The 13,059-nt window shown below is 71.6% G+C and carries 11 protein-coding genes; 8 read left to right on the top strand and 3 right to left on the bottom strand.

What is annotated here, in order from left to right:
- The first annotated feature begins 113 nt into the window (after positions 1-113).
- Both ACFV1J_RS34225 and ACFV1J_RS34220 read left to right on the top strand, forming a co-directional pair.
- On the top strand, positions 114-920 hold the full coding sequence (locus ACFV1J_RS34225) for a DeoR/GlpR family DNA-binding transcription regulator (protein ID WP_385864786.1): 807 nt from the start codon (positions 114-116) through the stop codon (positions 918-920).
- Positions 921-1,885: 965 nt separating this feature from the next.
- On the top strand, positions 1,886-2,197 hold the full coding sequence (locus ACFV1J_RS34220) for a hypothetical protein (RefSeq protein ID WP_385864784.1): 312 nt from the start codon (positions 1,886-1,888) through the stop codon (positions 2,195-2,197).
- Between the two features lie 265 nt (positions 2,198-2,462).
- Here the strand turns inward: ACFV1J_RS34220 and ACFV1J_RS34215 are convergent, their stop codons facing one another.
- A complete protein-coding gene (locus ACFV1J_RS34215; RefSeq protein ID WP_385864782.1) occupies positions 2,463-3,080 on the bottom strand; it encodes a TetR/AcrR family transcriptional regulator in 618 nt (205 codons plus the stop codon).
- 359 nt (positions 3,081-3,439) lie between these two features.
- Between ACFV1J_RS34215 and ACFV1J_RS34210 the strand changes: the two genes are divergently transcribed.
- Positions 3,440-5,638 carry an FUSC family protein gene (locus tag ACFV1J_RS34210; protein ID WP_385864836.1) on the top strand — a complete coding sequence of 733 codons (2,199 nt, stop codon included), beginning with the start codon at positions 3,440-3,442 and terminating at the stop codon, positions 5,636-5,638.
- Positions 5,639-5,991: 353 nt separating this feature from the next.
- Positions 5,992-6,498 carry a MarR family winged helix-turn-helix transcriptional regulator gene (locus ACFV1J_RS34205; protein ID WP_385864780.1) on the top strand — a complete coding sequence of 169 codons (507 nt, stop codon included), beginning with the start codon at positions 5,992-5,994 and terminating at the stop codon, positions 6,496-6,498.
- A gap of 243 nt (positions 6,499-6,741) precedes the next feature.
- Here the strand turns inward: ACFV1J_RS34205 and ACFV1J_RS34200 are convergent, their stop codons facing one another.
- Positions 6,742-7,869, bottom strand: coding sequence for a WD40/YVTN/BNR-like repeat-containing protein (locus ACFV1J_RS34200; protein WP_385864779.1), 1,128 nt, complete (start codon positions 7,867-7,869; stop codon positions 6,742-6,744).
- Positions 7,870-8,346: 477 nt separating this feature from the next.
- On the opposite strand from ACFV1J_RS34200, the gene ACFV1J_RS34195 reads away from it, so the two are divergent.
- The gene (locus ACFV1J_RS34195) at positions 8,347-8,760 is read left to right on the top strand and encodes an SsgA family sporulation/cell division regulator (protein ID WP_385864778.1); all 414 of its coding nucleotides are present in this window, start codon (positions 8,347-8,349) and stop codon (positions 8,758-8,760) included.
- 152 nt (positions 8,761-8,912) lie between these two features.
- Here the strand turns inward: ACFV1J_RS34195 and ACFV1J_RS34190 are convergent, their stop codons facing one another.
- A complete protein-coding gene (locus tag ACFV1J_RS34190) occupies positions 8,913-9,515 on the bottom strand; it encodes a TetR/AcrR family transcriptional regulator (protein ID WP_385864776.1) in 603 nt (200 codons plus the stop codon).
- Positions 9,516-9,749: 234 nt separating this feature from the next.
- Between ACFV1J_RS34190 and ACFV1J_RS34185 the strand changes: the two genes are divergently transcribed.
- From ACFV1J_RS34185 to ACFV1J_RS34175, 3 genes are all read left to right on the top strand, one after another.
- On the top strand, positions 9,750-10,283 hold the full coding sequence (locus ACFV1J_RS34185; RefSeq protein WP_385864774.1) for a PH domain-containing protein: 534 nt from the start codon (positions 9,750-9,752) through the stop codon (positions 10,281-10,283).
- Positions 10,280-12,193 (top strand): PH domain-containing protein, encoded by a 1,914-nt coding sequence (locus ACFV1J_RS34180; RefSeq protein WP_385864772.1) that lies wholly within the window; start codon positions 10,280-10,282, stop codon positions 12,191-12,193. The genes ACFV1J_RS34185 and ACFV1J_RS34180 overlap by 4 nt, the downstream gene beginning before the upstream one ends.
- A 96-nt stretch (positions 12,194-12,289) precedes the next feature.
- The gene (locus ACFV1J_RS34175; RefSeq protein ID WP_385864770.1) at positions 12,290-12,703 is read left to right on the top strand and encodes an SsgA family sporulation/cell division regulator; all 414 of its coding nucleotides are present in this window, start codon (positions 12,290-12,292) and stop codon (positions 12,701-12,703) included.
- The last annotated feature ends 356 nt before the right edge of the window (positions 12,704-13,059 follow it).

Below are 13,059 nucleotides of genomic sequence, written 5' to 3'. Positions count from 1 at the left end.
GAGGCGAGGGAGAGCCGAGTGAGGGGACAGGAGAGAGGTGACGAGGGAGGGTGACGAACGAGGGTGCCGGACGGGCGTCATCGTGGTCGATTGAAACGAATTAGGCTCGCGCTATGAAGCGCCATGAACGGATGAACGCACTGCTCGAGCTGCTCGGAGAGCGGGGTCGGGTGGATGTCGAGGAGGCAGCGACCGCCCTGGAGGTCTCGGCCGCCACGATGCGTCGCGACATGGATGCTCTCGCCGAGCAGCAGTTGCTGACCCGCACCCGGGGCGGGGCGGTGCTCAGCTCGGTGGCGTACGACCTGCCGATCCGCTACAAGCATGCGCACCGATCAGCGGAGAAGGAGGCGGTGGCACAGGCTGCGGCGAAGCTGGTCGAACGTGGTGATGTGGTCGGGCTGAGCGGTGGCACCACCACCACGGCGATCGCCCGGGTGCTCGCCACACGTCCGGACTTCGCAGAGGCGGGCCCCCAGCCGCATCTGACGATCGTCACCAATTCCCTGAACATCGCCAATGAGCTGGCCGTGCGGCCGCAGATCAAGATTGTGCTCACTGGTGGGGTGGCACACTCGCGGTCGTTCGAACTGGTCGGCCCTTTCAGCGAGTTGGTACTCCAGCAGATCTCGATCGATATCGCGTTCATCGGGGCGAACGGCATGGATCCGGTGATGGGGGCCACCGTCCACGACGAGGCGGAGGCGCGGGTCAACCGCCTCATGGCGGAGCGCGCCCGGCGTGCGGTGGTCGTCGCGGACTCGTCGAAGATCGGCGAACGGTGCTTCGCCCGGGTCGGTGACACGGATGTCTTCGACACCTTCATCACGGACGCGAGCGCCAAGGAAGCCACCCGCCGCGAGTTCGCCGACCGGGGCCTGCGCGTGGTGACGGCACGCCCGCCGGCGAGCGGTGAGTGAGCGAGTAAGTGAGTGAGCGCGCAACGCGAGTGAGTGCGTGAGCAAGCAATGTGAGTGAGTGGGCCGACCTGGTGGGGTTACCAGGTGGTGTCTCCGCGGAGGGTGGCCGGGGGTGACGTCGGCGCCGCCGTCGAGGTGGATGACCTGGCCGGTGACGTGGGTGTTGCCGGGGAGGTCCACCAGCCAATGCGGTGGCTTGCCGCGGGGCAGGGAGATGCAGGACCAGCTGGTGCCCGTACTGGCGGCGCGGAAGGGTGCGCCGGCGGCCAGCATGGAGGTGCGGCTGCTGGCGTGCGGGTTGACCGATGCGCTCACGGTGATCGATGTGCTCAGCGTTGCTATGGAGCAGTGGGCGCGGCAGGACGGGCCGGGCGATGTGGCCGAGCTCACTCAGTGCGCCTGGGGGGTATCTGCGGATCGACGAGCTGTAGGGGCCAGCGGGCGAGGGCACGGGGGTGGGGGTGGGGGTGGGGCAGGGCGGGGCGGGCGCAGCTGCCGGACGTCGCAGGACCGTGAGCCGGGCCTTCGACGCGAGCTGGCGCGGCGCCTTCGGCCCTGCGTGGCGTCTTCGGCGTGGCGTGGTGGCTTTGGCCCAGCGGGTGTCTTGAGCCAGGTTGGTGGCTTCGGCCTGGCTGGTGGCTTCGGCGCGAGCTGGCCTCGTGTCTACGGCCCGGCGTAGTGGCTTCGGTGGGAGCTGGCGTCGTGCCTTCGGCCTGGCGTGGTGGCTTCGGCGGGAGCGGGCGGGGCGGAGTGGGAGGGCGTGCATGAGGGAGTGGGGGGCGGGAGGTGGCGGGGCGGGTTGAGTGGGGTGGGTTCCGAAAGGGTCGCTCTTGTGTCGCGCTTGTGTCCCTGTGAGACCCCCGAGGCTGTTTTTCCGTGGCGCGTGTGGACAATGGGGAATGAACGTGCGAAGCGAGTCGTGCTTCGCAGGGGGTTGAATCTGAGTTTCCATCGGGGGAGATCACGTGCGGAAGATCATGGCCATAGCGCTGGCAGCGGTGGCGGGCAGCGCCTCGCTCACACTGGTCGCATCGTCGCCGGCAGCGGCCGCCGACCACTCACCGCAGTGCGTCAAGGTGCGGAAGTACTTCAACAAGGGCCAGGCCCGATACGTACGCCTGTCGAATCTGTGCACCCAGCGCGTGTCGTGCTACAAGATCGTCATTCCTCACTACAAGGACCCGAGCGGTCGCCTTCCCCGGGGGGCGACGAAGGACGTCCGGTACGGCACGACGGGGATGCCGCGAGCGCTGTATGTGAAGAACGTTTCCTGCTGAGGGCAGCGATCCCTGGCTTCCTCTGGGGCAGTGATTCCTGCAGTGAATCGTGCAATGAATCCCGCTCGGAGTGGTGATCAGTGAGCGGCGATCAGTGAGTGATGATCAGTGAACGGTGAGCGGTGAGCGGTGGGCCGTCGGGGAACCGGCGGCCCCTCGTCTGTTTCCGCCGTGTCGACCTGGTGGCCGTCGCTCGACATACGCGTCAGCCAGGACGTGATCGCGGTCCGCCGCGCAGGGCGGGCAGCCGCTTACGGCATGGCGGTCAGTCGCGTACGGCGATGCCGTCCAGGACCATGGAGAGGTACTGGCGGGCGATCTCCTCGGGGCTGTGCAGACCGCCCGGGCGGTACCAGCTCGCGGCGACCCAGACGGTGTCGCGCACGAAGCGGTAGGTGAGCCGGACGTCGAGGTCCGCGCGGAAGACGCCGTCGGCCACGCCTCGTTCCAGCGTGCCCAGCCACGCTTTTTCGAACTTCTGCTGGGAGTCGGCGAGATAGCCGAAGCGGGGCTGGCCCGCGAGGTGCCGGGCCTCCTTCTGGTAAATGGCGACGGCGGCGCGGTGCCGGTCGATCTCCCGGAAGGACTCGGTGACCAGGGCCTCGATGGTTTCCCTGGGGCCGAGCCCGGCGGCGAGTACGGCGTCATAGCCGTCCCAGAGCTCCGTCAGGAAGGTGGACAGGATCTCGTCCAGCATCGATTCCTTGGAGTCGAAGTGGTAGTAGAGGCTGCCCGCGAGCATCCCGGCCTCGTCCGCGATCCGGCGGACGGTCGTGGCGTTGTAACCCTGCGCGGCGAACACTTCGGCCGCGGTGTTGAGCAGTTCGCGGCGGCGCTCCGGTGACGCCGGGGCGGTCGTGGTCTTCTTCTTGGCGGCTGGCACCCGGCCATTGTCGCTCTGTTGGGGCGCCCCTCCCTCCACGGGACCTGGACCTGGAACTGGACGTGGACGCACCTGCACCTACATCTGCTCTCGCCTACCGGATCTTCCCTTCCCCGGCTCTCCCCTTTCCCCGAAGTCCCACTCTCCCCTTGGATCTGCCCGTTTCCCGGACCTGCCCTTCCCGCCGGACCGCAGGCAACAGACCCCACAGGCCCCCAGCCCCCTCCCCAAGCCCCCAGGCCCCCAGGCCCCCAGGGGCCAGGCCCCGACCCGACCCCCGCGCAACTAATTCGCAAGTAAAACACTTGCGAATTTTCTGTTAGCCTGAATGCATGGGGAAGCACGCCAGACCTGCCGGGATGTACGCGAAGCCGACGAAAAGGCGCCGGAAGGCCGGGCCGGGGGGCGTGGTGCGCGTCCGGCCGTTGCCGATCAAGAGCACCGTGCGGCTGCGCCGCCCCGTCGACATCTGGCACAAGCCGGCACTCAGCGCGGTCGTGGCTCTCGGGATTCCCGACCTCACGCTGTTCGCGCTGGGCCGGTTGGATCTGGTCCTCTACACCTCGGCCGGGGCGATGTGTGCCCTGTACGCGCACGGGCTGCCGTACGCCGCTCGGGCCCGGACGCTGCCGTGGGTCGTCCTTGGCATGGTCGCGAGCCTGGGTGTCGCCCTGACCGCGGCGTCTCTCGTCAGCTCGCCAGCTCTGCTCGTGGTCCTCGCCTCGTTGGTCGCGGCAGTGCACAAGATGCTCTGCGACGCCACGCGTATCGGGCCGCCGGGGAACCTCATCCTGACCTTCATCGCGGCGTCGGCCTTTTTCGTGCCGCAGCGCCTCGGGCAAGTGCCACTTCATCTCGCGCTGGCGCTCGGGAGCGGCGTGCTGGCGTGGCTGGTGTGTATGGCGCCCGCGCTCGTACGGCCGCACGGTCCGGAACGGATCGCCGTCGCCCGGGCGCTGGAGGCCGCGGCGGGACTGTTGCGGACGGAAGGGATGCGCGCGGAAGAGATGTCCGCGGATGGGATACGTGCGGAAGGGGTGCGCGCGGATGGGGTGCAGGGGGAAAGGGGGCAGGCGGAAGCGGTACCGGCGGGTGTGGGAGTGGCGCCGGCGGGAGTGGCGCAGGCTCGGCATGGGGTTGCGGCCGCGGTCAATGCGGCCTGGCACACGTTGTTTCTGGTGCCGGCTCGTACGCCGGAGAAGGCTGCTGTGCGGGCCGCACTCGAACGGCTGCTGGTACGGGCGGAGTCGGCGCTGGGCGGCACGGCCGCACGGAGCGGCACGACGGTGTGGGGAGGGACGGCGCCACGGGGAGGCACGGCGGCGCGGGGAGGCACGGCGGCGCGGGGAGGCACGGCGGCGCGGGGAGGCACGGCGGCGCGGGGAGGCACGGCGGCATGGGAAGGCACGGCGGCGCGGGGAGGGACGGCGGCATGGGGAGCGGAGGCTGCGTGGCGAGGGGCGGCGGGGCTGGGAGGGGTGGGGTGGGGGGCCGAGGCTGAGCGGTTCGGTGGGTGGGCACGTGCGTTGCGGAGTGGGCGGTCGATGCCGCAGATCACGCTCTCGGAGGCGGAAGCCGAGGAATGGGCGGGGGTCGCCGCGGAAGGGACGGCCGTCGTCGGGGGCGAGGGGGCGCCGGGGCTGCGACGGCCCGCGCCCGGGCATCCGCGGGGGCTGGGTGCCGTACGTGCGTTGCTGGCGCGGCTCGCCCCCGGGTCGCCCTTGCTGCCCATAGGTGCGCGGGTCGCCGTCGGCTGCGCACTGGCGGGCTGGGCGTCCCTGGCCGTCGGTGTCGGGCATCCGTACTGGGCGGTGGTCACCGCCGCCTCCATCTACCAGGCGAACACCACGCTCTCCTGGCAGCGCGCCCTGCAACGGACGCTCGGCAATCTGCTCGGGCTGCTGCTGTTCACGGCGCTGCTGCCGCTGATCCACACCGGTCAGCTCGCGATGATCGTGCTGGCGCTGGCCTTTCAGCTCGGGGCGGAGGCGTGCATCACCCGCAACTACTGGTTGGGGTCGGTCTGCGTGACGCCGATGGCGCTGCTGCTCACCGAATTCGGCAACCCCCTGCCGGCGCACACGCTGATCGCGGACCGCTGGATCGACACGGTGGTGGGCGCGGCCGTGGGAGTGGCCTGCTGCATGTTGGTGACCAACCGGCGGGCCGCGGACCGGATCGAGTCCGCGTTGGAACGGGTGGTGACGGCGGAGAGCGCCGCGCTGGAGCTGCTCGCGTCCGCGGCCGAACCGTCGCCACGGGCGGCGGACGGCGACGTGCGGAAGTTGGGCTGGGCGCGTGACCGACTGGCCGGGAGCCTGGTCGAGCTGCGTGAGGCGGTGGAGGTGGCGTCCGGCGAGTGGTGGCAGCGCGCGCTCCCGGAGGAACGGATCGCCCGCGCCGAGCAAGAGGGGCACCGCACGCTGGCCGGCCTCGTACGACGGCTCTCCGCACCGGCTGTCGCGGCTGCTTCTGCGTCGGGTGTCCCGGCCGCTTCGGCTTCGGCTTCAGGTGTCTCGGCTGCTTCGGCTTCGGCTTCGGGTGTCCCGGCCGCTTAGGCTTCGGGTGCCCTGTCTGCTTCGGACGCGGCTTCGGCTTCCGTATCTGCTGCGGCTTGCCCGTCTGTTTCGGCGTCTGCTCCGGCTCCGGCTTCCGCAACCGCTTCGGCTTCCTCGCCTGTTTCGACGTCTGCTCCCACCTCGGCTTCCGTATCTGCTGCGACTTCGGCTGGGCTGGGGCGTCGACTGCGGATGCGGCTGCGGTTTGCACCCGCTGAGCCGGGAGGGAGCGACTCGCAGATCCTTCCGGCCCTCGCCCGTCCGGCCCCCACCCCCGCGCCCGTGGCGCACGTCCGGTGTCGTATGAGCAGGCACAATTGGAGGCGTACGCCATGGCCGGGAGGAGAGTGCGGGTGACCGAGGACATCGTCGCAGGGGTGCTGCGCCAGTGGCAGCAGGTGCACCCCGGGCTGGACACCGGCCCGATGGCGGTGATCGGACGGCTCAACCGCTGTTCCGCGCTGCTGCAGCAGGCGGCCGATGCACCGTTGCGACGGGCCGGGCTGACCCGTCCCGAGTTCGACATCCTCGGCACGCTGCGCCGGATGGACCGCGAGCTGACGCCCGGGCGAGTGGCCCGCGAGACGTTCGCGTCCGGTGCGGCGGTGACCAAGCGGGTGCGGCAACTGGAGGAGCGGGGGCTGGTCGCCCGCCGCCCCGACGACCGGGACCGCCGGGTCGCCCATCTTTCGCTGACCGATGAGGGACGCGAGCTCATCGACCAGCTACTGCCGGAGCAGCTGCGGTACGAGGCCTCGCTGCTCGACGGCATCGGTGATCAGCGGCAGCAGGAACTCTCCGCGGCGCTCGGCGAGTTGCTGGTCGTACTGGAGGGGCGCCTCGGCAGCCTGATGGACTGACGTCGGCAGCCTGATGGGCTGAGGAGGCGCGAAACCCGCCCGAGGCTGCGCACGGTCCCAGGCATGCAGTGGGAGCCGTGCATGTGCTCACGGCCCCAGGCGCATGCCATCGGAGCCATACATGCGCTACGGCTCCAGACACACGGATCAGCGCCATACGTGCGCTCCCGGCTCCACACACGCGGATCAGTGCCATGCGTTGGTCTCACGGCCCCAGGCACGCGGTGGGACCCGTACGCGGGATCACGGCTCCAGGCGAGCGATGCGGCCCCGTTCGCCCGCGGCCCAGCAGCCGAGGTCGGGGGCGCAGTCGACGGTGTCGTACGAGCCGGTGTCGAACGGGTGCCAGGTGTGGCCGCCGTCGACGGTCAGATCGCTGCCGGACGGGCCGACCGCCAGGGCGATCCGGCGGGAGTGCGGGAGCCAGGCCGCGCCCGAGCGGTAGGCCTGCGGGGGCCGGTCGGCCGCCGTCCAGGTGGTGCCGGCATCGGCGCTGACCGCGGCGGCGCGGGGCGACGGCTGATCGGCGCGGAAGTCGCCGCCGACCGCCAGCCCGTGGGTGCGGTCGCGGAAGGCCAGCGCGAAGACGCCGCGGGCCGGGTCGCCCGCGGGGATCGGAGCGTCGGTGACCGACCAGGTGCGGCCGCGGTCGGTGGAGTGCAGTACGCGGGCGGTGGCCGCGCCGCCGGTAGCGATCCAGGCGTCGTGGCTTCCGGCGGAGGCCAGGCACTGGCCGCTGGCGGCGAACGCCGCCTCACCCTGCTGCGCCGGAGGCATACCGTCCGACGGCAGTACGCGCCAACTACGGCCACCGTCCCCGGTGGAGAGCACCCGGTATCCGCCGTCCACGGGGTCGCTGAGGGCGATGCCGTGGCGCCGGTCGAAGAAGGTGAGGCAGTCGTAGAACGCGTGCGGGTCGGTGTTGCGGAAGCTTTCCGTCCAGGTGGCACCGGCGTCGTCGGTGCGGAAGACGCGGGACGCCTCGCCCTCGCCGATCGCCAGGACGACCGCGCGGCGCGCGTCGAACGCCTCGATGTCGCGGAACTCCAGCGTCGCGGCGCCCGGCGGCGACACATCGGTCCAGTGCCGGCCCCCGTCGTGGGTGCGCAGCACGGTGCCGGACGTACCGGCCACCCACGCGGTGCTCCGGCTGACGGCTGCCAGACCGCGGAATCGGGCGGTGCTGCCGCTGTCCTTGAGGTGCCAGCCTGCGTGCGGCGCGGTGAGCGACACCGCCGAGAACGGCTCGCGGGCGGCCGACGGGTCGGGCGTGACGGGCCGTGCGGCGGCCGGGCCGGCGGCGAGGGAGAGGAGGACGGCCGCGAGTGTGGTGAGGGTGGCGAGAGTGGCGACAGGGGCGAGTGCGATCACGCCAACTGGCTGGCGTGGTCGGCGGGTTCGCCGACCGCTTCCCGCGCCAACGTCCTTACCCACACCCACACCCACGTCAGTGCCAGCGTCAATGCCCACACCGCCGCCAACATCGCCGCCAACACCAACGCCCGTGCTCACGTCCACGCCCGCGTTCGCCCTGCGCCGCATCAGTCCCACCCCGCTCACGTCAGTGCGTGGAAGCTAACGGAGCCCGGTGGTTACGTCCAGACCGCCGGATGGCGGTCAGGGCCAGCCTGCTGACACCTCGTCACATGCCCTCCACCTACTACAGCCACCCACACCCCACCCCCACCCCGACCCCCGTGACGCAGCTCACGCGTAAACCCGTAGTGATCGGCGCACCCCCTCCCGCCGCCAGCTCGTCCTAATGGACAGGGCCGCATCCGCACGCCCGTACCACCGCTACCACCGTTACCGCCATCACCACTGTCACCACCGTTAGGGAGCCAGGCGATGTCCAGCGTCATCGACCATGCCGTTCAGGCCCGTCTCATCGCGACCGCTCCCCGGTCGCGGGAGATTCCGGCGAGCCTGCGGTACGACCGCACCGACCCGTTCGCGGTGCGGCTGGTCTTTCCGCCGGCGGCCTCGCTGGACGGGGCCGAGGTGGTGTGGACGTTCGGCCGGGAGCTGCTGGAGGAGGGGCTCTACGGGCCGGCCGGGGCGGGTGACGTGCAGATCTGGCCGTGTACGTCCGAGGAGATCATGGTCGAGTTGCGCACCGACGGCGGGATGGCGGTCGTGGAGTTCGCGGCACAGGAGCTGCGGGAGTTCCTGGAACTGTCGTACGGGGTCGTCGCGCAGGGCGACGAGGCACGGCACCTGGACGTCGAGGCGGATCTCGCCGCCCTGTTGCGCGAGGCGTAAGTGGCCCCACCCCCGGGGGGCCGACTCCCGTGGCGCCGACTCCGTGGACCCGACCCCGTAGGCCCCATCACTTGGACTCCCCTCCCTTGGACCCCGATGCCTTAGCCCCCCAGCCCGCCCCCGTCCCCGTTCCCGTTCCCGCTTCCTCTCGGTCATCCCTTCCCGAAGAGGTTCTCCAGGGAGCGGTCCAGGAGTCGGAGGGCGGTTTGCGGCTCGTGGACGTCCAGCAGGACATAGGTGGCGAGTCCGTCGACCATGCTGATCAGCAGCATGGCCTCCTCCTCGGTGGCGCGCTCGGGGGCCAACTCACCACGTGCTACGGCACGTTGGAGCTGGCTCACGAAGAAGTCGCGGAGCTGTGGGATGCCTTGCTGGGCCTCGGCGCGCAGGGCTGGGTCGTGGACGGCGCGCACGTAATAGGCGGCGCCGACCAGCAGGCCGGTGCGGCTCTCCTCGTCCAGCGGCAGCATCCCGGAGAGGCAGGCGCGCAGCACCTCCCGGGGCGTCGGCTCGCCCGTGAGCGCCTCGATGCGCTCGCGGATGCGGTCGGCGGCCAGCTGGTTGATCCGCCGGAGGGCGAAGAGCAGCATCTCGTCCTTGGTGCGGAAGTAGTGCTGCAGCCGGCCGAGCGAGATGCCGGCCTCGGCGGCGACATCGCGCAGGCTGGCGCCGTCGAGGCCACGGGTGACGGCGATCCGCCAGAGCGCGGCGGAGATCTCCTGCCGTCTGGCTTCGTGATCCACCTTCTTGGGCACGGCGGAGGACTCCCTTTCCCGCTTCCGCGTCTCTCACGCTTCCGCATCTCTCGCGCTTCCGCGCCTCTGACACATCCGCGCTTCGCGCACTTCCGTACTGCTCGCGCTGCCGCGCCGCTGGCACTTCCGCGCCTCGCGCGCGTCGGCGCTTACGCGCTTCTCGTTTTGCAAGTCGCTTGTACCGTTATAACGTACCGCTATCCAATACAGTTGACCTGGAAACGGTGACTCCGCATGTCCGAGCCCGAGGCCGAGCCCCACGCCGCCCTCGTCCTGCGCCCGCCCCGCCACCGCGTCGATCCCCGCGCCCGCCGCTGGTGGGCGACGCAGGCGCTGTTGACGCTCAGCGGTCCGATGCTGCTGACCGCAGTCGTCATGGCGGTCCTGTCCGTACTGTTCTTCCCCGGCGCTCTGCCGTGGCTGGGGCCCCTGTTGCTGGTCGTGCTCGTCGTGCCGGGGCTCGGCTATCTCGTGGTGATGCCGCGCTGGCGGTACGCGGTGCACGCCTGGGAGCTCGGCGAGCGGGCGGTGTACGCGGCGGGCGGCTGGTTCTGGCAGAAGCGCCGGATCGCCCCGCTCTCCCGGGTGCAGACGGTGGACACCGTGCGCGGTCCGCTGCAGCGGCGGTACGGGCTGGCGACGGTGACCGTCACCACGGCCTCGACCGCCGGGGACATAAAAATCGCGGGACTGTCGGACGCGGACGCGGAAGAACTCTCGCGGCGGATCGGCGAGGCCGCGCAGCAGGTACCGGGTGATGCCGTATGAGTACGTCCCACCCGGCGCAGCCCACGTCGTGGGCCGACCCCTCGCACCCGCCCCAGTGGCGGCGGCTGGATCCGCGGACGCTGCTGGTGCACTGCGGCTGGATGGCCGCGCCGCTCGGTTCGCTGGCGTTGACCGCACTGGCCACCGGCGGCCGGATCAGCCCCGGCGGCTGGATCACCCTGGCCGTCATCGCCGCGTCGTTCGCCGTCGTCACCACGCTCGGCCTGATCCGCTGGGCGCGCACCGAGTTCCGGGTGAGCCTCCTCGGAGGTGACGACGCCGCAAGCTCGCACGCCCGCACCTCGCACGCCCTCATCGCGCAGGGTCCCACCTCCCAGGGCCCCACCACACACGGCCCCACCTCCCACAGCCCCACCACACACGCTCCGACCACCCACGGTCCCACCCTCGACATCCGTAGCGGGCTGTTCAACCGGCGGCTGCGGAGCATCCCGCTGCACCGCATCCGCACCGTCGATCTGACCGCGTCACCGCTGCACCGGCTGCTGGGCGTCACCGTGCTGCGGGCCGGTACGGCCGGCTCGGGCGAGGGCGGCGGGGCGCTGTCGCTGGATGCGCTGGCGGTGCCCGAGGCGGCGCGGCTGCGCGCCGAACTGCTGGCCCGGGCCGGCAGCGCGGCCGCCGACGGCGACCCGGTGCTGGCCCGTATCGACTGGCGCTGGCTGCGCTACGCGCCGCTCACGTTCTGGGTCGTCGGCGGGGTCTTCGCGGCGGCGGGTTCGGTCTACCGGGCGCTGGACGGCATCGGCATCGAGCCGTGGAAGCTCGGCATCGTCCGGCAGGCGTTCGCCGAGTTCGGGACCAGCGCCCTCTGGCTGACGGTCCCGGTGGCGTTGCTGGCGGTGCTCGCCCTGGGCTCGGCCGGCGCCCTGGCGCTCTACGTCGAGAACTGGTGGAACTACCGCCTGGAGTGGGCCGACGGCCGGACGCTGCAGGTGCGCCGCGGGCTGTTCACGACACGGTCGGTCGCCATCGAACGGGCGCGGTTGCGCGGGGTGTTGCTGCGCGAGCCGCTGCTGCTGCGGGCCGGTGGCGGTGCGGTGGTCAGGGCGGTGGCCGGCGGTCTGGGCAACCGCGAGGAGAACCGCAAGCGGAGCGGGCTGCTGCCGCCGGCACCGCGCGCGGAGGCACTACGGGTGGCGGGCGGCGCACTGCGCGCACCCTTCCCCGCGACCGGGACCGCGACCGGGGCCGAGACCACGACCGGGACCGAGACCGGAGCCGGGGCCGGGACCGTGCCCGAGACCGCGACCGTCACCGTCACCGGGGCCAGGACCAGGAGCAGGGCCGGCCATGAGCATGAGGGAGACGGGAGTGCGCCCCCGGCCACCCTGGCCCCCCACCCCCGCGCCGCCCTCCGGCGCCGCAGGATGCGCGGGCTGCTGTTCGCCGTGCTGCCCGTCACCGCGCTGCTCGCCGGGCTGGGGGCGGCCTTCACCCCCGTACTGCTGCACTGCGCCTGGGTCTTCGCGGTGGTGGCCACGCCGCTGGTGTTGTGGCTGGCGCGGGATGCGTACCGCAGTCTCGGCCACGGTGTCCAGGGCGGCTTCCTGGTCGCCCGGTCGGGCACCTTCAGCCGTGACACGCTCGTCCTCCAGCGGTCCGCGATCGCGGCATGGACGTTCACGGATTCGCCGTTCACCCGACGGGCCGGTCTGGTCACGCTGACCGCGGCGGTCGCGGCGGGCGAGGACGGCTACCGCATCCGGGATCTGGCGGCCGGCGAGGCGGCCGGATTCGCGGCGGCGGCAGGTCCGGGGATTCTGGCGGAGTTCCTGGTTCCGGCCGGGGAATCCCCGGAGGGCCCGGTGAATTCCCGGAAGTTCCCGGCCAGTTCGGGGAGAACACAGCAGGGGCGGCATCGCTCCGGCAAGAGCCCGGCAACATGAGATACATCACACACCTGTCGCGTGCACGGCGAGAGCGGGCACACCGTCCTACTGGACGAGCCTTTGCCCAACCAGCAGCCGTGAGGGAGCAGCGCGATGAACACCGTCATCGACCACGCCGTCCAGGTCCGTCTCATCGCCACCACCCCCGGCCCCTACGCGGTGCCCGCGGTGCTGCACTACCAGCCCGCCGACCCGCTGGCCGTACGGATGTCCTTCCCGCCGGAGATCTCGCTGGACGGTTCGGCGGTGGAGTGGGCGTTCGCGCGGGAGCTGCTCGCGGAGGGGCTGCGGGCGACGGCCGGGCGGGGCGATGTGCGGGTGCGGCCGTGCGGCCCGGACCGCACGGTGATGGAGTTCCACGCGGACGAGGGCATCGCCATGGTGCAGCTGGACACGGCGGACGTACGGCGGTTCCTGGACCGGTCGTACGCGGCCGTACCGGCCGGCAGTGAACTCGCCTACCTGGGCATGGACAGCGGACTGGCCGAGCTGTTCGGCACGGCGTAGGACCGCGCGGAAGCCCGGGCGCACGGACGGCGCGGGAAGCCCGGGCCCGCGGACCGCGCGGGAAGCCGGACCGTGGAGCAGAACCTGGCCGCGGGAGGGCAACAGACACCGGCGAACGGCCACCGGCAACCGGCAACCGGCACCGACAGACCCCGACAGCCCCCGACAGCCCCCGACAGACAGCAGCAGAAGCCGACAGACGACAACCACAGACTGGGCCGACCGCGCCGTGACGTCACCGGCGCCGCCGGCTCGTAGTACGGCCGTGGGGGCCGGGTCGACCCCGGCGGGGGGGCCCGGGTGGTTTGACGACCCGGGGGGGGGGTGGTAATACTGCCCGTGGGGGGCGCGAATAT

The organism is Streptomyces sp. NPDC059649 (assembly GCF_042734445.1).
Classification (GTDB): domain Bacteria; phylum Actinomycetota; class Actinomycetes; order Streptomycetales; family Streptomycetaceae; genus Streptomyces.
This window is presented reverse-complemented; position numbering and strand designations above follow the sequence as displayed.